Annotated in this window: 16 protein-coding genes; 11 read left to right on the top strand and 5 right to left on the bottom strand. The window is 71.8% G+C overall.

Annotated features, from left to right (window positions below; translation table 11 throughout):
* Positions 1-118: 118 nt before the first annotated feature.
* The 5 genes from ACFYXF_RS18255 (at position 119) to ACFYXF_RS18235 (ending at position 5,932) form a co-directional block, all read left to right on the top strand.
* Positions 119-2,227 carry a molybdopterin cofactor-binding domain-containing protein gene (locus tag ACFYXF_RS18255; RefSeq protein ID WP_389350763.1) on the top strand — a complete coding sequence of 703 codons (2,109 nt, stop codon included), beginning with the start codon at positions 119-121 and terminating at the stop codon, positions 2,225-2,227.
* 44 nt (positions 2,228-2,271) lie between these two features.
* The gene (locus ACFYXF_RS18250; RefSeq protein ID WP_389350598.1) at positions 2,272-2,733 is read left to right on the top strand and encodes a (2Fe-2S)-binding protein; all 462 of its coding nucleotides are present in this window, start codon (positions 2,272-2,274) and stop codon (positions 2,731-2,733) included.
* Positions 2,734-3,030: 297 nt separating this feature from the next.
* Complete coding sequence (locus ACFYXF_RS18245; RefSeq protein ID WP_389350597.1) at positions 3,031-3,558, top strand: RNA polymerase sigma factor; 528 nt, start codon at positions 3,031-3,033, stop codon at positions 3,556-3,558.
* A gap of 91 nt (positions 3,559-3,649) precedes the next feature.
* Entirely contained in the window at positions 3,650-4,276 is a 627-nt protein-coding gene (locus ACFYXF_RS18240; RefSeq protein WP_389350596.1) for a hypothetical protein, read from the top strand.
* 96 nt (positions 4,277-4,372) lie between these two features.
* Positions 4,373-5,932 (top strand): ABC1 kinase family protein, encoded by a 1,560-nt coding sequence (locus ACFYXF_RS18235; RefSeq protein WP_389350595.1) that lies wholly within the window; start codon positions 4,373-4,375, stop codon positions 5,930-5,932.
* A 10-nt stretch (positions 5,933-5,942) separates the two neighbouring features.
* On the opposite strand, the gene ACFYXF_RS18230 is transcribed toward ACFYXF_RS18235, so the two are convergent.
* Genes ACFYXF_RS18230 through ACFYXF_RS18220 form a run of 3 tightly spaced genes read right to left on the bottom strand, consistent with a single transcriptional unit; the run spans position 5,943 to position 9,570 of the window.
* Positions 5,943-7,259: an aspartate aminotransferase family protein gene (locus ACFYXF_RS18230; RefSeq protein WP_389350594.1), complete on the bottom strand. Its 1,317-nt coding sequence runs from the start codon at positions 7,257-7,259 to the stop codon at positions 5,943-5,945.
* A complete protein-coding gene (locus ACFYXF_RS18225; RefSeq protein WP_389350593.1) occupies positions 7,256-8,374 on the bottom strand; it encodes an SDR family oxidoreductase in 1,119 nt (372 codons plus the stop codon). The genes ACFYXF_RS18230 and ACFYXF_RS18225 overlap by 4 nt, the downstream gene beginning before the upstream one ends.
* A gap of 56 nt (positions 8,375-8,430) precedes the next feature.
* Positions 8,431-9,570, bottom strand: coding sequence for an acyl-CoA dehydrogenase (locus ACFYXF_RS18220; protein WP_389350592.1), 1,140 nt, complete (start codon positions 9,568-9,570; stop codon positions 8,431-8,433).
* A 198-nt stretch (positions 9,571-9,768) separates the two neighbouring features.
* On the opposite strand from ACFYXF_RS18220, the gene ACFYXF_RS18215 reads away from it, so the two are divergent.
* From ACFYXF_RS18215 to ACFYXF_RS18195, 5 genes are all read left to right on the top strand, one after another.
* Entirely contained in the window at positions 9,769-9,888 is a 120-nt protein-coding gene (locus tag ACFYXF_RS18215; protein ID WP_369037878.1) for a putative leader peptide, read from the top strand.
* Positions 9,889-9,977: 89 nt separating this feature from the next.
* The gene (locus ACFYXF_RS18210; RefSeq protein WP_389350591.1) at positions 9,978-10,847 is read left to right on the top strand and encodes a glutathione S-transferase C-terminal domain-containing protein; all 870 of its coding nucleotides are present in this window, start codon (positions 9,978-9,980) and stop codon (positions 10,845-10,847) included.
* Entirely contained in the window at positions 10,769-11,110 is a 342-nt protein-coding gene (locus tag ACFYXF_RS18205) for a putative leader peptide (RefSeq protein ID WP_389350590.1), read from the top strand. Before ACFYXF_RS18210 ends, ACFYXF_RS18205 begins: the two co-directional genes overlap by 79 nt.
* A 47-nt stretch (positions 11,111-11,157) precedes the next feature.
* Complete coding sequence (locus tag ACFYXF_RS18200; protein ID WP_389350589.1) at positions 11,158-12,366, top strand: LLM class flavin-dependent oxidoreductase; 1,209 nt, start codon at positions 11,158-11,160, stop codon at positions 12,364-12,366.
* 21 nt (positions 12,367-12,387) lie between these two features.
* Positions 12,388-13,764 (top strand): NtaA/DmoA family FMN-dependent monooxygenase, encoded by a 1,377-nt coding sequence (locus ACFYXF_RS18195; RefSeq protein WP_389350588.1) that lies wholly within the window; start codon positions 12,388-12,390, stop codon positions 13,762-13,764.
* Positions 13,765-13,916: 152 nt separating this feature from the next.
* Here the strand turns inward: ACFYXF_RS18195 and ACFYXF_RS18190 are convergent, their stop codons facing one another.
* Positions 13,917-15,002: a M12 family metallopeptidase gene (locus ACFYXF_RS18190; RefSeq protein ID WP_389350587.1), complete on the bottom strand. Its 1,086-nt coding sequence runs from the start codon at positions 15,000-15,002 to the stop codon at positions 13,917-13,919.
* A gap of 100 nt (positions 15,003-15,102) precedes the next feature.
* On the opposite strand from ACFYXF_RS18190, the gene ACFYXF_RS18185 reads away from it, so the two are divergent.
* Positions 15,103-16,944, top strand: coding sequence for a LuxR C-terminal-related transcriptional regulator (locus tag ACFYXF_RS18185; protein ID WP_389350586.1), 1,842 nt, complete (start codon positions 15,103-15,105; stop codon positions 16,942-16,944).
* A 19-nt stretch (positions 16,945-16,963) separates the two neighbouring features.
* Here the strand turns inward: ACFYXF_RS18185 and ACFYXF_RS18180 are convergent, their stop codons facing one another.
* A complete protein-coding gene (locus tag ACFYXF_RS18180) occupies positions 16,964-19,570 on the bottom strand; it encodes a CHAT domain-containing protein (RefSeq protein ID WP_389350585.1) in 2,607 nt (868 codons plus the stop codon).
* Positions 19,571-19,588: the final 18 nt, after the last annotated feature.

The following is a 19,588-nucleotide window of genomic DNA, read 5'->3' as shown; positions in this document are numbered from 1 at the left end:
CCGCCCGGCCCCTCATACACAGGAGACGCACCGACAGCGGGCGCGGCGACGGACCGTCGGAGACCGACGGCAGGTGACAGGGGTGGCGATGGAACGGCAGTGGTCCCGTCGGAGGTTCATGGTCTACTCGCTGGCTGCCACCACCCTGACCGTGGCCGCGCCGATCGGCTGCGACACATCCTCGGCCGAAGGCGCCGAGCGCTCCACGGCGGACGCGAGCGCTCGGTCCGGTGTCGTGGTGACCGGTGACGACGACGAGATGCTGGTCCTGGAGGTCACCGCGGCGAACCGGGTCGTCGTCCGGCTGCCGCGCGTCGAGGTCGGCCAGGGCGTCACCACCGCCGTCGCCATGATGATCGCCGAGGAACTGGACGCCCGCCTCGCCGACGTCGACATCCCGCTCGCCGACGCCCGCACCAAGGGCAGCCAGTACACCGGCGGTTCGAGTTCGGTCAGCTCGCTGTACGGTCCCGCCCGGGCGCTCGCCGCCACCGCGCGGGCCCGGCTGGTGACCGCCGCCGCGCGGCGCTGGCGGCTCCCCGCGCGCACGCTCCGCACCCGCAACACGATGGTGGTCGCACCGGACGGCCGTACGGCCACCTACGGCTCGCTGACCGCGATCGCCGCGCAGGTCACCCGCCCGGCCGTGTCCAGCAAGCCCAAACCGGCCTCCCGGCACAAGGTGATCGGCAAGCCGACGACCCGGATCGACGCCCGGGACCTCGTCACCGGCAAGGCGCAGTACGCCGGTGACGTGCGGGTTCCGGGCGCGAAGCCGACCGTGGTGGCCCGGCCGCCGACGCTCGGCGGGAAGATCCGCACGCTCGACGACCGGGCGGCCCGTGCCATGCCCGGCGTCCGCGCGGTCGTCCGGGTCGCGGGCGGGGTCGCCGTCGTCGCGGACACCTTCCACCACGCCTTCAAGGCCCGCGACGCCCTGCGGATCACCTGGGCCCCGGGCCCGCTGGCCGCGCTCTCCGACGCCGTCATCAGATCCCGGCTGCGCGCCGCCGTGCCACCACTCGGCACCGCACCGAGCGGATCGACGCAGGTGACCGGCGAGTTCGAGTTCGCGTTCGTCAGCCATGCCCCGATGGAGGTGCTGACCACGGTGGCCGACGTCCGCGCGGACCGCGCCGAGCTGTGGTTCTCCACCCAGACACCGATGGACGCCCGCGACAGCATCGCCTCGGCGGTCGGACTTCCGGCGTCGAAGGTCAAGGTCCATGTCATGCGGGGCGGCGGCTCGTTCGGACGACGGCTCAACTACGACTTCGCACTCGAAGCCGCCCTCGTCTCCAAGGCGGCCCGCAGGCCCGTCAAGCTGATGTGGAGCCGCGTCGACGACCTGCGGCACGGCCAGATGCGCGCGGCCACCCACCACCGGATCCGAGCCAGCCACGCGGGCGGCCGGGTGGTGGCCTTCGTCCACTCCACGGCCTCGGTCAGCGAGTCGTACGAGGGCCTCGCCGCGAACGGCGGCGCCAGGCCCATGGCCGCGCGGGCGGGGCGCGCCCGGGACGCGGGCCCGCTGCCCAGCGACAGCGGGTTGTACAACTTCGGGCGGCTCGACGGGGATTCGGGCAGTGTGGAACTGGCGGCGATACCCCTCGGAGCCTGGCGCTCGGTGGACTCCGGGACGACCCGGACCGTCGAGGAGATCATGGTCGACGAGATCGCCCGCAGCCTCGGCAAGGACCCGGTCGCCTTCCGGCGCACCACACTCCGCAGCAAGACCGTACGCGCCGTGCTCGACAAGGCGGCGTCCGCCGGGAGTTGGGGACGTACCCTGCCCGCCGGACACGGACAGGGCATGGCCGTCCACGAGGAGTACGGCTCCTGCGTGGCCTGTCTGATCGAGATCGACGCCACCGACCCGAAGAACCCCCGCGTCACCAGGGCGGTCATGGCCGCCGACGTCGGAACGGCCGTGAACCCGCGCGGACTTGAGGCCCAGCTCATGGGCACCACGATCGACGGCATCTCCACGATCCTGCGGGCCGGCCTCCACATCGACCGGGGCGCCGTCCGCGAGGGCAGCTTCGCCGACTTCCACTACGCCCGCCAGCGCCACGCCCCCCTGCACTTCGAGGCACACATCATGCCGTCCAAGGGCGAGCCCGGCGGAGCCGGAGAACTCGGCGTACCGGCCGCGGCGGGCGCGGTCGCCAACGCCTACGCCCGGGCCACCGGCACCACGCCCCGCCGCTTCCCCCTCACCTTCTGACCGGCCGTCGACTCCGGCTCCTACTCCGCCCCCGAGAGGTACTGATGCCCAGCTACACCTTCGTCCTCAACGGCAAGCCGGTCACCGTCGAGGCCCCGGCCGACATGCCGCTGCTGTGGGTGCTGCGCGACCTGCTGCACGTGACCGGCCCCAAGTACGGCTGCGGGGTCGGGGTCTGCCGCGCCTGCACCAGCCATCTCGACGGCGCCGAGATCCAGCCCTGTGTCGTGCCCGTCGCCGACTGCGCCGACCGCAGGGTCACCACCATCGAGGGGCTGGCCGACGGCGACACCCTGCACCCCGTCCAACAGGCTTGGCTCGACCAGGACGTGGCGCAGTGCGGCTTCTGCCAGCCGGGGCAGATCATGGCCGCCGCGGCACTGCTCCGACGGACCTCCGAACCGACGGACGCGGACATCGACGCGATCGAGAACGTCTGCCGCTGCGGCACGTACTGCCGGATCCGCGAAGCGATCAAACAAGCCGCCGCGGCGACCGAGAACTGACCTGCGGGGCGAAAGCAGGTCGGCCGGTATTGGCGAGTTAAGTTCCCCGGTGGCCGAGATGGGTATGCTGCCGGGGAAGAATTATTCGGCCTGATCTTGCTGTGACGTTTCTGCGCAAATAAACCGCCCGGCATCCGTAAGGGTTTTTGTAGCATGATTTTCCGTGCGCCGGAGACGGTTCCTCTGTTTTCCATTCGGACGAGTGGTGCACAATCAGCTCGGTTTGTCCGTGAGTTGACCCGGACAGTCCTTTCCCGTCGAGTCGGGGAACAGGAAAATTTCGGGGCCGTGTACTGCATGAATTCGGAAGACCGCGCGGATGAATTAGTAATCTGGGAAGAGATCGCCGTCCATCGGGAACGGCTGATGCGGCTGGTCCGCCGGCGGCTCCCGACCGCCCAGGACGCGGAGGACTGCGTCCAGGAGGCGATGCTGCGGGCGGCGGCCCACGACAATCTGGACCCGGAGCGGATCGGACCCTTTCTGACCTCGGTCGCGCTGCGGCTGTGCGTCGACCACTACCGCGAACTGGAGCGCAGACGGCGTCTTGTGGGCCGTACCGCGCACGTCAGCAGGCCCGAGCTGCCGGACGAGGACGTGTGCGACGAGGACTTCGGGCGCTGGCTGCTGCGCCAGGTCCAGCAACTGCGGGGCCGTGAGCGCCAGGTCATGCTGGCCCGCGCCGACGGTATCTCCACGATGGAGTTCGCCCGTATGCACCAGATCTCGCTGAAGGCGGCCGAGGGTGCGTTCACGCGGGGACGGGCACGGCTGCGGCTCGTGTGCGCCCAGACGCTGGACGGGGTCGCGGCACATCCCAGGTAACGGACGGCCGAATTCATCCTCGGTTCACGTCCGGCCTCTTGTGAACGACTTCCGGATTACGGGAGTTGAGTCGACAGGGAAGGCAGTTTCAGTGGGCAGGAACAATACACAGGACACGATCAAGGACTTCATCGGCGATATCGCCGACAGTACGAAGAAGGCCTTCGATGACATTCTCGACCGAAGGAGCGACGACTCCCATGCCGTGGACTGGCTCACCGCGGCGAATCCCTACCAGGCGCTGAACGCATTGCCCGGGGATGTGCTGCGTACCGTCAGCGCGCTCTCGGCGCTGGGCGGGGTCGCCAATCCGGTGGCGGCACTGGCGAACGCCGCCAACGCCGCCGCCGGAGTCGGCGCCGCCAGCCCGCTGGCCGCACTGACGGGCGGCGCCCCCAACCCCTTGGCCGCCCTCACCGGCGCGGCCCCGAACCCCCTCGCCGCCCTCGCGGCCGGGGGCGCGAACCCGCTCGCCGCACTGGGCGGTATGGCCGGCGCGGCCAACCCGCTGGCCGCGCTCGGACAGGTGGCGGGCGGAGCCGCGTCGGCCGTGTCCGGAGCGGCCGACATGGCGGAGGGGCTGGCCGCGCTGCCACGGCAGATCGCCCAGCTCTCCGAACTGGTCGCCAACCTGGTCGGCGTACTGGAGAGCGTGCAGGGAGTCGCCGGAGCCGTGACGGGCGCCGGCAGCCGGCCGTCGGCGGCACGCAAGAGCTGACGCGGGGCGCGTGACACGGGGTGCGTGACGGCGGGGCGGGGCCGGACCCGCCCCGCCGGTCTCAGGAAACGCAGCACACACAGAAGGTCGTGACACATGGGTAGTGCCCTGCTCGGCAACCGGCTCCGGCTGGTGGTGAAGGTACTGGGAGGACTCGCGGCGGAAGAGGCCGGCCGACTGGCCCGGGACCGGCGCCGCACCCGGCGCGGAACCGACGGAGAGGCCACCGAGGACGGCGAGGAGAGCGGGGACGGCACCCGGCGCGCCAGAGCCGTACGGCACGCGCTCGAAAGTCTCGGCCCGTTCTATGTGAAGCTCGGGCAGATCCTCTCCACCCGGCCCGACATGGTGCCCGCCTCGATGATCGCCGAGCTGCAGAACCTGCACGACCAGGTCGACGTCCAGCCCTTCGCCGTCTTCGAACCCGTCCTCCGGGACCAGCTCGGCCCGGACTGGAAGCGCCGCTTCGACGACATCGACACCGTACGACCGCTCGGCGCGGCCTCCCTCGCCCAGGTGTACCGGGTCACCCTGCCCGGCGGTCGCCCGGCGGTGGTGAAGGTGCAGCGGCCCGGCATCCGGGACGCGGTCCGTGCGGACATGGCCCTGATGCGCAGGGCGTCCAGGATCCTCGCCCGCACCGCGCCCCGCTTCAACGAGGTCATCGACATGGAGGCGATGCTCGGCTCGATCTTCGACGCCATGGAACCGGAACTCGACTTCACCGGCGAGGCCCGCAACATGGACGAGGCCCGCGAACACATCCGCCGCTATCCGACCCTCGCCGTGCCCCGGGTCATCCATGCCACCCCCAAGGTGCTGGTGCAGTCCCTCGCGCCCGGCTCCTCCGTACGGCACCTGGACCGCGGGCAGTTCAGCGACCGCGAGCGCACGGACATCGGCAAGGACCTGCTGCGCTTCATGTACCGCGGCTACTTCGTCGACCGCATGTTCCACGCCGACCCGCACGCGGGCAACGTCTTCGCGCTGCCCGGCGGCCCCGCCACGCTCATCGACTGGGGCATGATCGGCCGCCTCGACCGCCGTACCAGCCTGCAACTCCTGCCCCTCCTCATGGCTTTGGCCCAGAACGACGGCCATGGACTCGCCTGGGCCTGGGCGGACATGGGGCGCGTCACGCCCTGGTCGAACCTGCCCGCGTTCGCCGCCGACATGGCCGCGCTGGTGCCCAAGGTCGCCACGGCCTCCCTGGAGGACATCAACTTCGGGGTGTCCCTGACGACGGTCCTGGAGAAGGCGACCAAGCGGGGCATCGGCTCGGCGCCCGCGATCTCCCTGCTGGGCAAGTCCTTCGCCAACCTGGAGGGTTCGGTGCGCTGCCTCGCACCGGACATCGCCCTCGCGGAGGTCTTCCGGGCGGAGGCACGGGGGATCGTCATGGCCCTCCTGCGCGAGTACTTCTCCCTCGACCAGGCGGCCCGCAACACCATGGACTTCCTGTCCTTCGCGGTGTCCGCCCCCGAGCAGCTGCGCAGCCTCCTCTCCGACGCCGCGGGCCGGCAGTTCGCGCTCCAGCTCCATGAACCGCACACCCCGGCGGGCATGGGCGGGCAGCGGCCCTGGACCCCCTCGCGGGGCCTGATGGCCCTCGGCGCAGCCGCCCTCCTCTTCGACCGCCGCCGCCCGCCCCACTGACGCGCCTGCCTCAGCCCACCCGCCGCGCCACATCGTGCAGGGACTCCGCCAGGGTCGTCAGGAACAGCCCCACCTCGTCGTCGCCGACGATCGCGGGCGGGGTCAGGCGCAGCACCCGGGAGGCGTTGAGGGAGTGGTTGACCAGGATGCCCCGGCCGACCAGTTCGAGGATCAGCTCGCCGACGGCCCGCTCCTCGGTGAACTCCAGGCCGATCAACAGCCCCCGCCCGCGCACCTCATGGACCAGCCCGCCGAAGTACGGCGCGCAGACGGCCCGTACGCCCGCGAGCAGCCGCTCCCCGAGCCCCCGGGCCCGGGCGACGACGTCCTCCCGGGCCAGCGCCTCGACCGCGGCCCGCGCCGCCGCACAGGCGATCGGCGAGGCGGCGAAGGTGGAGGTGTGGAGGTAGGGGTCGCGGGAGAACGGCCCGTACGCAGCCTCCGTCGCGACCATCGCCGCGACGGGCACCACTCCGCCACTCAGCCCTTTCCCGACGAGCAGGACGTCCGGCACGACCTCCCCGGCGCTCTCCACGCCCTCCTGCCCCTCCCCGTCCAGCCCCCACCACGAGCCCAGCCGTCCCAGCCCCGTCTGGATCTCGTCGACGATGAGGAAGGCCCCGTACGCCCGGCACAGCCGGCTCACCTCCGCCAGATATCCCGGCGGCGGAATCCGTACCCCGCCCTCGCCCTGCACCGGCTCGACGATCACACAGGCCCGTTCGCCGAGGAGGCGGAGCTTCGCTGCCAGGGCTTCCGGGTCGCCGTACGGGACGACCTCGGTGTCCGGGAGCAGGGGGCGGAACGGCTCCTGGTACTTGGCGTTGGCGGTGGCGGAGAGCGCGCCCAGGGTCTTGCCGTGGTAGCCGGAGGACATGCTGACCAGGGCCGTATGTCCGTGGGTGCGCGCCAATTTCAGGCCCGCCTCGGTCGCCTCCGCACCGGAGTTGACGAAGTGCACCCGGTCGAGGCCGGCCGGGGTGTGCGCGGTCAGGGCCTCGGCGGCGCGGGCCGCGACCGGCTCCAGGAAGACCCGGGAGGCCAGCGGATGGGCGTCCACCTGGCAGTGCACCGCCGCCGTCACGGCGGGGTGCCGGTGGCCCAGGATGAAGACCCCGTACCCGCCGAAGTCGAGGTAGCGGCGGCCGTCGTCGGTGAAGACCCACGCCCCGTCGGATGCCGTCTCCAGCATGCCGCCGAGGACGGTGCCCATGACGGCACGGCCGGAGGAGAGGCGTTCGCGGTAGAGCCGGGTGATGTGGGCGCGGTTGTCGGCCACGGTGTCGGTGTCCGGCCGGAGCGGGGAGTCGATCGGAACGGTGGTCATGATGCCAACTCCGTTGCGTGGACGGCCTCTTGAGCGGGGGTGTGCGCCGACTGGATGAGTTGTCGGCCGCGCATTCCGCCGGGGCGGGCGGCCCAGGCGACCAGATTGCGCACCAGGGCCTCGCGCAGTTCCTCCTTGGACACCGCCAGGCCGCAGTGCGGCGTACCGAGGGACGACTCGAAGGGCAGCGCCCGCTGGAAGACCAGCAGCAGTTCGGCGTACGTGTGGAAACGGCGCCGCAGCGACTCCGGAAAGGTCGGCCCCTCGATCAGCGGCAGCAGCAGCCGGTGCACCGACTCCAGCGGAATCAGCCGGGGCGGATGCGGCCGGGGCCCGTAGCGTTCGGCGAACTCCAGGCAGGTGTCGATCACTTCGGTCTGGAGCAGCACCTCCGAACCGGCCGTCAGCCAGTACTCGCCCCCGGTGACCCCGCCGCGCATCAGGTCGCCCACCGCACGGGCGACGAGATCCTGCGGCACCATGTCGATCCGTGAGTCGGGGCCACCCGGCATGACCGGAACCTGGCCCTTGACGATGGCTCCCAGCGCCCGCGTGAGCCCCTGCATCCCGGCGATCCGGCCGGTCACCGAGTCGCCCATCACCACCGACGGCCGCAGGATCACCCCGGGCACCGGCGCCTCCCGTACCGCCTGCTCGGCATCCCGCTTCGAGGCGAGATACGCGGCGGCGCCCGGGAACCGCTCCTGTTCCTCCGGGGCCAGCGGATTCGCTACGAAGGCGGTGCTCATGTAGAAGAAGGGCGCGTCGGTGAGGGCGGCGAGGTCGAGCATCGTGCGGGTGCCGTCGAGATTGGCGCGCCGGATCAGGTCGGGCTCCCACTGCCAGTTGGTGGCGGCGGCGGAGTGCAGCACCAGATCGACTTCGGCGGCGAGGCGAACGAACTCGGCTCCGGACAGACCGAGTTGAGGCTCCATCAGATCGGCTCGGAACTCCCGCACTCCGGGTTCGTGCACCGGGGTGCGATGCCGAAGACAGACGATGCGGAAGTCGGGCCGCAGCTCCTCGATCAGGGCTCTGCCGAGCACTCCGGTACCGCCGGTGAGCAGCACGGTGGGGCGGGTACCGGGTCGGTCACTGGGCCGGGATTTGGGCATGGCGAAGTTCCCCTCGTACGAAGTGCTAGTGCTAGTGCCAGTGCTGTGGGAGAGGTTCAGGCGATCGTCAGTGGCGCCTCGGCCAGATACGCGGCCAGCGGGCCTGTCATCCGGGACCGCGACGGCGGGTGCAGGGCGAGGCCGTTGGTGCAGGCGGCGAGGTAGCCGACCTCGTCCGAGGTCATGAAGCGGAGCCCGCCGAGGAGTTCCACCGCGCGCGGGACGATACGGGCGAGCGCGTCCTGCACGGTGTAGCGGACGTACAACGAGTCGGCGAGCGCGGACTCGTCGGGGGAGCCCTCGTCCACCCGCCTGGCCAGGCCCTCCACGGCGGCCATCGCGCCCTCCGCCTCCACCAGCAGCCGCACCCGTTCGGCGTCGGGCACCCGGTCGGCGCGCAGCACCCGCTCCACCAGGGCGCTCGCGGCACCGAGATAGCTGCCGGTCATCAGCAGCTCGAACCAGACGAGCCCGGCGGTCTGCACCTCGTCGAGCCGCGCCCCGGCCGGGGACGCGGTGCGCACCAGCAGTTCCGGTGGCACGAGTACGTTGTCCAGCGTGACCCGGTCGCTCTCGGCGCCCGCGAGGAAGCTGCTCGACCAGAAGCCGCTGACGCTCAGCCCCTCCGTCTCGGCCGGCACGAGCGCCACGGCCAGTTCCTCGCCCTCGCCGTGCTCACACGGCACCATGACGCTGGCGGTGAGCAGATCCATGGAACGGGCCAGACTGCACGGCTGTTTCACGCCGGTGATGCGTACGCCCTCGGGGGTCACCGTGGCGGACATCGCGGGGGAGAGGATGCCGGTTCCGCTGCGGCCCTCCGCGAAGCCGGACGCCATCAGCCGGTTGTCCGTCGCGACGCCCTGGACGAGCATCCACTCCAGACCCTCGCCCCCACCGGACTCGCTCAGCCCGACGAGCGTGGCCATCGAGAAGTGGTGCATGGTCGTCGCCACCGCCAGCGAGGGCGACCGGCTGCCCAGCGCCCGCTGCACCCGCACCGCTTCGAGGGCGGTGGCGCCCCGCCCTTGCAGGGCCGTCGGCGCCAGCAGCCCCGGGCCCCCGCACTCCCGGAACAGCCCGATGCCCGGACTCCCCGGGCTCTCCAGAGTCATCAGCGGCAGGGCCCGCAGTCCCTCGTCGAGGTCGGGCAGCAGCTTGGTGAGGGCCGCGCGCTCGCGCTCCAGGAATCTCATGTCGTCCCCTGCTTCCTTGGTCCTCGGATGCCGTAAGCGCTTCGTTTCTCTCTTCACGAGCTTTACGAGCCCACCGCGAGGACCCCTCGCCCGGGAGATCGGGACCGGCGCCGTCCGCCGTACGAGACGCCCTTGACGTGGGGCGCGAGCCGATCGACACTCCCCATGGGAATCCTAGTGAAAAGGTAGGGAAACGTGATGCGCGTGGAGTCGAACGCCAGTCGGGTGGTTTCCGCACCCCGGCCGACCCCGCTGCTGACCTCCCGCCGTCACATCGACCTCCAGCGCCTCCGCAGCGCCATCCGCCGCCTGCGCTGAGCCCGGCCGTCACCCACGCCGCCGGACCGACGGGCCCGACTACGCCTTCCGCCGCGCGTACGTCTGCGCACCACACCCTGGGGAGACTCATGACCGTCACACCACTGGCCGCCACCGCCGCCCGCCCCACCCCGGCCTTCCGCGGCCGGCTCGGCCGGGACGCGCGCAGCGGCCACTACGCCGTGCCGCGCCGCTACCGCCTCCACCTGTCCCCGGCTGACCCCGACTGTCTCCGGATCGCCGTCACCCACAGCCTGCTCGGTCTCGACGCGGCCTGTCCGGTGACCGAGCTGCCCGCCGTGCCCGACGGGCCCGGCGGCGAACACTCCGCACTGCGTCCGCTGTACGAGGCGAGCGCGCACCGCTACTCCGGTGCGGCGACCGTCCCGGTGCTGAGCGACGACTGGTCGGGGCGGATCGTCAGTACGTACACCCCGGACATCCTGCGTGATCTGGCCCGGCACTTCGGCGGTGGCCGGCCCGCGCTGTACCCGTGCGGGCTGGAAGGGGAGATCGAGGCGGTCGAGCGGTTGTGCGCGCAGGGGATCGACGCGGCGGCGCAGCGTGCGGGAGACGCCGGCGGTGAGGATGCCGACCGTGTTGACGCTCTTGCCTCGCTGCTGCGGACGCTGGGGTCGTTGAACGCGCGGCTCGCTGCGGATCCGTATCTGCTGGGTGAGCAACTGACCGCGGCGGATGTGGAGTTGTGGGTCGGTCTGGTGCGGCTCGACACGGTGCACCGGTGGCACCTGGATGCTGCGGCTGTGCATCGGGTTGCCGATCATCCGGCCTTGTGGGCCTATTCGCGGCGGCTTGCGGCGCATCCGGCGTTCGGGGTGCATCTTGATCTCGATGCGATTGCTCGGCGGCATCATGCGGGGTGCCGGGGGCTGGAGGCTGCGGGGGCGGCTGTGCAGATTCTGGACTGGGCGGCTCACGCGGGGCGCTCCGCGGGATAGGCGGTTCTTTTGCTGCGGGCCGGTGGGGGCAGGTCGCGCAGTTCCCCGCGCCCCTTTGGGGCGCGTTGCCGGGCCGCCGATCAATCCGTGCGGCCCGGTTGGGCCCGGCCGGATTTCATCCGGCCGACACAAAGTGGCGGAACACGCGATCTCATCCTCTTGTTGACGACGTCGTGCCGAAGCCCATTCCCTGTCGTCCGAGGTTGTACTCGCGGCGGCACATCGACCTGTTGCGTGTGGCAGGCGCGCTCTGTTGTTCCTGACCTGCTGTCTCGTTCCTTCGTACGGTCGATCAGGAAGGCGCTGTTTCGTGTCCTCGTCTTTTTCTCCTTTGCATCTTGCCGTCGCTCTGGACGGTGCCGGTTGGCATCCGGCTGCCTGGCGTGAGCCTGTTGCGCGGCCCCGGGAGTTGTTCACCGCCCGTTACTGGGCCGATCTGGTCGCCGAGGCCGAGCGCGGGCTGCTCGACTTCGTGACCATCGAGGACGGTCTCGGTCTGCAGTCCTCGCACCCCGTCGACCCGGACGGGGGTACCGACCAGGTTCGGGGCCGTCTCGACGCCGTTCTGATCGCGGCCCGTGTCGCGCCGCTGACCCGGCACATCGGGATCGTCCCGACAGTGGTCACGACCCACACCGAGCCGTTCCATCTCTCCAAGGCGATCGCCACTCTCGACTACGTGAGCGCCGGCCGCGCCGGCCTGCGCGTCCAGATCACGGCCCGGCAGAACGAGGCCGCCCACTTCGGCCGCCGCCAGATACCACCGCTCGGCCCGCTGAACGACCCGCGCACCTGGGAGTCGGTGGGCGATCTCTTCGACGAGGCCGCCGATTACGTGGAGGTGGTGCGTCGGCTGTGGGACAGCTGGGAGGACGACGCGGAGATCCGCGACGCCGTCACCGGCCGTTTCATCGACCGGGAGAAGCTGCACTACATCGACTTCGAGGGGCCGCACTTTAGCGTCAAGGGACCCTCGATCACGCCTCGCCCGCCGCAGGGGCAGCCGGTCGTCACGGCCCTGGCGCATGCGACGGTTCCGTACCGGCTGGTGGCCCGTTCGGCCGACGTCGGGTACGTGACCCCGCACGATGCCGGTCAGGCGCGTGCCATTGTCGAGGAGATCCGCAGCGAGCAGTCGGCGGCTGGTCGTGCCGGTGAACTCCTGCACGTCTTCGGCGACTTGGTCGTCTTCCTTGACGACACGACGTCCGCCGCGACGGCCCGCCGGGAGCGGCTCGACACCCTCGCCGGGAACGAATACACCAGCGACGCCCGCATCTTCGCGGGTACGGCGGTTCAACTGGCCGATCTGCTCCAGGAGTTGGCGTCGGCCGGGCTGTCCGGTTTCCGGCTGCGGCCCGCTGTCGCCGGGCACGATCTCCCGGCGATCACGCAGAAGCTGGTGCCCGAACTTCAGCGTCGGGGTGTCTTCCGGGAGGCGTACGAGGCCGACACCCTGCGCGGGCTCCTCGGCCTGTCCCGTCCCGCCAACCGCTACGCCAGCTCTGCCGCCGTCTGAGCGGGAAGGATCCCCGACATCATGAGCAAGCCGTTGAAGCAGGTCCATCTGGCCGCGCACTTCCCCGGTGTCAACAACACCACCGTGTGGAGTGACCCGAAGGCCGGCAGCCATATCGAGTTCAGCTCCTTCGTCCACTTCGCGCAGACCGCCGAACGCGCCAAGTTCGACTTCCTGTTCCTCGCCGAGGGCCTGCGACTGCGCGAACAGGGCGGGAAGATCTACGACCTGGACGTCGTCGGCCGCCCCGACACCTTCACCGTCCTGACCGCGCTCGCCGCCGTCACCGACCACCTCGGCCTGACCGGCACCATCAACTCCACCTTCAACGAGCCGTACGAGGTGGCCCGCCAGTTCGCCAGCCTCGACCACCTCTCCGACGGCCGTGCCGCCTGGAACGTGGTGACCTCCTGGGACGCCTTCACCGGCGAGAACTTCCGGCGCGGCGGCTTCCTCCCGCAGAACGAGCGCTACTCCCGCGCCAAGGAGTTCCTCCAGACCGCCGCCGAACTCTTCGACTCCTGGCAGGGCGATGAGATCCTCGCCGACCAGCAGAGCGGCACCTTCCTGCGGGACGCCAAGGCCGGAGCCTTCGTCCACTCGGGGCAGCACTTCGACATCGAGGGCCGGTTCAACGTGCCCCGCTCCCCGCAGGGCCGCCCGGTCATCTTCCAGGCCGGCGACTCCGACGAGGGCCGCGAGTTCGCCGCCTCCACCGCGGACGCCATCTTCAGCCGGTACGCCACCCTCGACGAAGGCCAGGCCTTCTACACCGACGTCAAGGGACGTCTCGCCAAGTACGGGCGCCGCGCCGACCAGTTGCTGATCCTGCCCGCCGCGAGCTTCGTCCTCGGGGAGACGGATGCGGAGGCGGAGGAACTCGCCCACGAGGTGCGCCGCCAGCAGGTCAGCGGCGCCACCGCCATCAAGCACCTGGAGTTCGTCTGGAACCGTGACCTCTCGGCGTACGACCCGGACGGCCCGCTGCCCGACATCGACCCCGACCTCGGCGAGCACACCGTCGCCCGGGGCCGCGCCCAGGTGCGGATGTACCGCGACCCGCTCGCCACCGCCCGCGAATGGCGCGAGCGCGCGCAGGCCAACAACTGGTCCATCCGCGACCTCGTCATCGAGACCGGCAACCGGCAGAACTTCGTCGGCTCCCCGGCCACCGTCGCCGCCACCATCAACGACTTCGTCCAGGCCGACGCCAGCGACGGCTTCATCCTGGTGCCGCACATCACCCCGGGCGGCCTCGACGGCTTCGCCGACACGGTGGTCCCGCTGCTCCAGGAGCGGGGCGTCTTCCGTACGGAGTACGAGGGCACGACCCTCCGCGATCACCTCGGCCTCGCCCACCCCGACGCCGAGACGGCGGGGGAGCGGGCGGCTTCCTAGGGACCTAGGGATCTAGGGACGTACGGGCATGGCGTGGTCGAGGACGTCACCCTCCCCCATGAAGGTGACGTCCTCGACCGCTCCCCCGGGAGCCCGAAGGTGGTCTGATTCGTCCGCGTCGGGCCGTCATGTGCTGGTCTCTGCCCCCAGCATCACCAGCACATGACGGCCGTCTCCCCCGATCCCCACGTGGAGTAGAGCCTGACGCGGACGAAGTAGTGGCGGCCCTTGACGAGCCGGACCCTGACATGGGCGTTGTGCGGAGTGCCGCCGTCGTCCTCGGCGGAGAGGTAACGGGGCTCGCCGTCGATCTCCTCGAAGACCGCGACGACCGTGTCGCTCTCCCCGAAGGTGCCCACGGTGTAGTCGCGGGTCTCCGGCGGCGCGATACCGAAGTCGGCCTGCTCACCCGCCCCGAGCCGCAGGGGCGCTGACCGGAACGGCACGAGCTCGGCCGGCCTGCCCGTGCCCGTCGGCGGATACCAGCGGAGCACGAACTCCTTGTCGGCCGGGGAGAGCGTCCCCGGAGGCACGACCCCCGACCGGAACTGCTCCGGTTCCAGGATCAGCCCCGCCGAGAACGGATACTCCATGATCGACAGCGGGTCCCAGACGGAGCCGTTGACCTCGTCCGGGTCGAGCTTGCGCAGGATGTTGAAGTAGGTCTTGTCGCGGCCCCAGAAGTTCGGCGGCCCCGCCAGGTCGTCGTACACCGCCTCGTCGTCCCAGTGGATGCCGGCGAACGGGTTCTGGTGCTCGTGCAGCAGGCCCAGGGCGTGCCCGATCTCGTGCAGGGCCGTCGCGCGTTCCCCCGGCGCGGTCAGGTCCCACCCGAAGTTCATCGTGCGCCGCCCCAGGCCCACCGACAGTGCGTCCCGCCCGACCGTGGAGTACGAACCGTCACCGGTCTGGAACCCGATGCGCAGTTCGGCCTCCGAACGGTCGCGCACCTCCACGAAGGACAGCCCGATCCCCAGGTCGAGCCACTCCCGGAAGCAGTCACGGACGACATCGCGCTGTGCCTCGGCGCCGACCCATGACTCCCACCGGGTCTCCCCGGTCCCCGGCAGGGGGATGACCGAGCCGTCGCTGTCGCGGTCGAAGAAGTAGTAGTGGAGCACGGTGCCGTTCACCCACATCAGACGCCCGGAGAGGAGCGCGCTGAGCCGCTCGGCCGGCAACCCCGGGGCGAACGTGGGGGCCGGTTGCTGCGGGAGTGAGCAGAACCGTGCGTTCATGGGGAACAGGTTGCAGGTCACCGGCCCTCGGGCGCCTGAGTCGGGGGCTACTCAAGTCGGCCTGTATCAAAGCTGAGTAGCCCGGCTCTTGTTCAACGTGATGACTTTCGAACGGGACGCGAAGACCCTGGAACTGCCCTGGCCGTTCACCGGCCGGGACGACGAACTGGAGCTGCTCCGCCGGTCGTTGGCGGCGGAACGGCACGGCGTCGTGGTGACGGGTCCGGCCGGACACGGCAAGACCCGTCTCGTCACGGAGGCCGTCCGGGGCACCGACTGCGCCAAGGTGAGCGGTACGCCCGAGACCCGGGACATCCCCTTCGCCGCGTTCGCCCACCTCCTCCCGGAACAGGTCTCCCTGCACCGTGCGGTCCAACTCCTCTCCGGCGTACGGACCTTGCTGGTCGACGACGCCCATCTGCTGGACGACTCCTCGGCGGCTCTGGTCCACCAGCTGGCGGTGCACGGCCGCACCCGGCTCCTGGTGGTGGCGACGGACGGCGCCCCGGCACCCGGCGCGGTGTCCCGTCTCTGGACGGGCGAGGTGCTGCCACGCCTGCCCCTGAAGCCACTGCCCCGTGAGGAGACCGCCCAACTGATCGCCGCAGGCGCGGGCGCCCCGGTCGAGCTGCTCACCGCACGCCGACTGCACCACCTTTGCCAGGGCGACCTGCGCCTCCTGCGCGACCTGGTCGCTGCGATCCGCGAGAGCGGCGAACTCACCCTGACGTCCGACGAGTTGATGTGGCGCGGCCCGGTTCCGGTGACACCTGCGGTACGGGAACGGGTGGGCGAGGCACTGAACCGCACCACCACCGAGGAACGGGACGCTCTCGAACGCCTGGCGTTCAGCGAACCACTCCCACTGGATCTGGCCGACCTGGACCTGCGCGCGCTGGAGAGCCTGGAAGCCGACGGCCTGATCGAGGTGGACGCCCGGTCGGAGGTCCGCCTGGCCCACCCCCTGCACGGCCCCGTGCTCCGCGCGGGCGCGGGCCAACTCCGCGCGAGGCGACTGTCCCGCCCCTCGTCGGAGTGCGAGTCCGCCCTGGACGCCGAGCAGGCGGAGTTGACCGACCGGATCGAGCGCACGGACGTCCAGGACCCGGCGGGCCCGACAGGAGACTGGCTGGCGGCCGAAAAGACGGTCCCCGCCTCCTACGCGACCGTCCGCTCCCGCTTCGCCCGACTGCGCGGAGAACTGCGCGAGGCCATGTCCTGGGCCAGGGAGGGCCTGCGCGGCACCCCGGACGACCCGTCCTGCCGTACGGAACTGGCGCTGGCGGCAGCCCAGTTGAACGAGGTCGCGACCGCGGACGAGACGCCCCCCGGCCGGGCGACCACCTGGCTGCGCGCGGCACACGGCGACACCGCGGGCGCACTGCGGTCGGCCACGGCCCCCGAAGCCAGGGGTGAGGGGGAGGCGTACGTCCTGTACGACGCCGTACGCCTGGGAGCCCCGCACCTGGTGGCGGACCGGCTGGCCCAACTACCCGCCGAGGAGGCGGAACCCCTGGCCCGCCACGCGGACGCGCTGGTCCGCCAGGACGGCCCCGCGCTCGACCGGGCCGCCGAACTCCTGGAGCGCCGGGGCCTGTTGCTCTTCGCCGCCGAGGCACACGCCCAGGCCGTCCCGGTGCACCGCGACCCACGCGCGGCCCGCAGGTCCCGCTCCCGGGCGATGACCCTGGCCCGCCGCTGCCAGGGCGCCCGAACCCCGGCCCTGTCCGCGCTGACCCTGGGCGAACTCACCGCCCGCCAACGCCAGATCGTCACCCTGGCGGCGGCAGGCCTGAGCAACCGCGAGATCGCGGACCGCCTGACCCTGTCCATCCGCACGGTGGGAAACCATCTGTACAGCGCCTACACCCGCCTCGGCGCAAGCGACCGAGCCGCCCTGCCCTGGCTCCTGGACGAGACCCCGACGACACGGTCGGCGTGACCGACGTCAGGGAGTGGGCTCACGCCGACCCGAACGCCGAGAACGCCCACCCCGTCGCCTGATGCGTCGCGTCGCCCGGTAGTGCCGCCCGCGCGTCCCGCAGGGCCTCGGCCAAGGAGAGGCCCGCGCTGAGGCCTTTGTGGAGGGCCAGCATCAGGGGGACCACCGCCGCGTCGTTGACCGGTGCGCTGCTCGCCACCACGCCCGCCGTGCCCAGGGGGAGCAACGCCGTCACCAGGCCCAGGAGTTCGTCCGCGCCCACTGTTGCCAGGCGGCCGGTGTCGCAGCTCGACAGGATGATTCGGTACGGGCTGCGGTCCAGGCGTTCGAAGTCGTGCACGATCAGGGGACCGTCGGCCATGCGGAGCGACGAGAACAGCGGGCTGTCCGCGCGGAACGTGCCGTGGGCCGCGATATGGGCCAGTGCGGCCCCGTCCAGGGCGTCGAGCACCGCCGGGACCCGTGCGCCCTCGTGCTCCAGGACCGTCGGTCTGCCGTACCGGTCGACCAGGTCGGGCACCTCCGCGCCGCCGCTCGCCAGGCCGGGGCCCCGGACGAGGACGTGCCGGCCGCCCGGCGGGGGGCCGGTCTCCTGTGCGCGCAGCCAACTGCTCGCCGACGGGGACACGCTGAGCACCCGGTCGCGGAGGGAGGGGAGCAGGGCCCAGGGGACCCGGTGGAGCCTTCCCGGCGGGACCACGACCACCGGGCCCGTGCCCAGGTGCGGTACCGCCGCGCCCAGCAGCAGTTCCTCCAGCTTGCGGCCCGACGCCTCCAGGATCGGAAGCCTGCCCTCCGCCCCCGGGTGCGCGAGCCGTCGGAGTCCGGCTTGTACATGCTCGGCCTCCGTCACCGCGTCCGCCAGCCGGCCCGCCTCGAAGCGGCGTACCTTCCCCTCGCCGCACAGCAGCACCTGCACCCGGCCGTCGACCACCGCGATCTCGATCAACCGCCCACCGCCGCCGAGGCGTTCGAGCAGTCGGGCCGGGTCGAAGCGGTGCCCGTCGCCGCCGGACTCGCCCCGGATGTGCAGGGTGCGGGAGCGCACCTCCCGTTCCAGGCGCCGCTGTTCGCGCTCAAGGGCCGGCACCGGGCGGCCGTCGACCCGGGCCTCCTCCGCGCGGGCGGCGATCTCCCGGAACGCCGTGAGGCTCTGCCCGAGCGCCGGGTCGTCGGGCGGCCTGGTCGGCGGCGCCGACAGGACCGTGGCCCGCCACCGCTCGCTCCACACCAGCAGCCGCCGAGGACCGCCGGACTCCAGCGACGCCCGCTGGGCGAGAGCCGCCAGTTCGGCGCCCTGCGCGGTGGCCCGGGCCCGCAGCTCCGAGGCGCCGAGCGTCATCCGGTGGTCGTCCAGGACGGCGAGCCCGCGCCGGCAGGCCTCCAGCACGCCCCGCGCCGACCCGGCCGCCTCCGCGCGCAGCGCCTGCGCCGCCCAGCCCGTCATCCGCGCCAGCGGCGGACCGACGCGCCGGCTGCGCGCGGCGACCTTCAGATGCTTCTCCGCGTCCTCGGTCCAGCCCAGCGCGAGCGCGATCCGCCCCGCGAGCAGCGACGCCTCGGGCGCGGACGGCGACCCGAACGCGGCCAGCCGCTCGGCCAGCGCCGCCGCGTCCGCGACCAGCCGCCCCGACTTCCGCCCGGTCGCGACCCGCGCCTCGATCAGCACCAGCCGCGCGTGCGCCTCCCACCAGCTGCGCCGCTGCCCGGCGAACAGCCGTACGGCCACGGCCGCGCGCGCGATCGCGGTGTGCGGATCGTCCGCGAGCCGCGCCGCCTTCGCGGCCGTCAGCAGCAGCTCCGCCTTGCGGGTGCTCTGCCCGCCGATCCCGTCGAGCACACCGAGCGCCGCGTCGGCCTCCGTGACCGCCTCGCGGGCCAGTCCGGCCGCCATCAGCACCTCGCAGCGGCGGATGTAGAACACGAAGATCGGCGTGCCCAGCCGGGCGTACCGCTCCGCCGCCTCGTCGAACAGCCGCAGCGCCGCCGGGATGTCACCCGCCCGGTACGCGGCCAGCGCCCGGCTCTCCACGACGTCAGCCTTGTCGTGGTCCTGGCCGGTGGTGTCCCACATCTGCTCGGCGGCGGTGAAGTCCGCGTCGGCCCGCTCAGGACGCCCGAGCGCCAGATGCACGGTCGCCCGCAGGGTCAGCGCCCGCGCCGTCCAGATGACGTCGTCCGCCTGCCGCAGCACGGGAATGGCCCGCCGTACGTCGTCCAGCGCCTCGCGGTGATGCCCCAGCACCCACCACGCGTACGCCCGCCGGTACAGCACACGCGCGCGGGTGTGCCCCGTACCCCGGTCGACGCCCTGCTCGAACGCCTCCAGGCCCTGTCGGGTACGGCCCGCGTGGACCAGGGCCACCCCGAGCGTGCCGAGGACGTCCGCCTCGCGCTCCGCCGACCCGGCGTCCGCCGCGAGATCGCGGGCGCGCCGCAGATGACGCAGGGCGATGCGCATGTCGCCGAAGTCCCGCTGCCACATACCGATCACCTGATGGGCGACGGAGGCGTGCAGCGGCGTGGGATCGTTGCCGAGGACATTCTCCGCCCGCGCGAGCGCGTCCTTCGGGCGGGCGAACACCATGGGCAGGAGTTCGAGAACCGTGTCGCTTCCCGCAGTCACTTAACGGATGGTAGTGCT

Source organism: Streptomyces sp. NPDC002680, from assembly GCF_042889145.1.
In the GTDB taxonomy this organism is placed as follows: domain Bacteria; phylum Actinomycetota; class Actinomycetes; order Streptomycetales; family Streptomycetaceae; genus Streptomyces; species Streptomyces adonidis.
The sequence above is the reverse complement of the archived record's forward strand: the minus strand, read 5'-3'. Positions and strand labels throughout refer to the sequence as shown.

What these genes read in the sequence shown, in the direction of transcription:
- ACFYXF_RS18245 (WP_389350597.1), top strand. Translation starts at nt 3,031, where the DNA reads ATGAATTCGGAAGACCGCGCGGATGAATTAGTAATCTGGGAAGAGATC.
- ACFYXF_RS18185 (WP_389350586.1), top strand. Translation starts at nt 15,103, where the DNA reads ATGACTTTCGAACGGGACGCGAAGACCCTGGAACTGCCCTGGCCGTTC.
- ACFYXF_RS18215 (WP_369037878.1), top strand. Translation starts at nt 9,769, where the DNA reads ATGCGCGTGGAGTCGAACGCCAGTCGGGTGGTTTCCGCACCCCGGCCG.
- ACFYXF_RS18210 (WP_389350591.1), top strand. Translation starts at nt 9,978, where the DNA reads ATGACCGTCACACCACTGGCCGCCACCGCCGCCCGCCCCACCCCGGCC.
- ACFYXF_RS18225 (WP_389350593.1), bottom strand. Translation starts at nt 8,374, where the DNA reads ATGCCCAAATCCCGGCCCAGTGACCGACCCGGTACCCGCCCCACCGTG.
- ACFYXF_RS18220 (WP_389350592.1), bottom strand. Translation starts at nt 9,570, where the DNA reads ATGAGATTCCTGGAGCGCGAGCGCGCGGCCCTCACCAAGCTGCTGCCC.
- ACFYXF_RS18190 (WP_389350587.1), bottom strand. Translation starts at nt 15,002, where the DNA reads ATGAACGCACGGTTCTGCTCACTCCCGCAGCAACCGGCCCCCACGTTC.
- ACFYXF_RS18255 (WP_389350763.1), top strand. Translation starts at nt 119, where the DNA reads ATGGTCTACTCGCTGGCTGCCACCACCCTGACCGTGGCCGCGCCGATC.
- ACFYXF_RS18195 (WP_389350588.1), top strand. Translation starts at nt 12,388, where the DNA reads ATGAGCAAGCCGTTGAAGCAGGTCCATCTGGCCGCGCACTTCCCCGGT.
- ACFYXF_RS18230 (WP_389350594.1), bottom strand. Translation starts at nt 7,259, where the DNA reads ATGACCACCGTTCCGATCGACTCCCCGCTCCGGCCGGACACCGACACC.
- ACFYXF_RS18235 (WP_389350595.1), top strand. Translation starts at nt 4,373, where the DNA reads ATGGGTAGTGCCCTGCTCGGCAACCGGCTCCGGCTGGTGGTGAAGGTA.
- ACFYXF_RS18250 (WP_389350598.1), top strand. Translation starts at nt 2,272, where the DNA reads ATGCCCAGCTACACCTTCGTCCTCAACGGCAAGCCGGTCACCGTCGAG.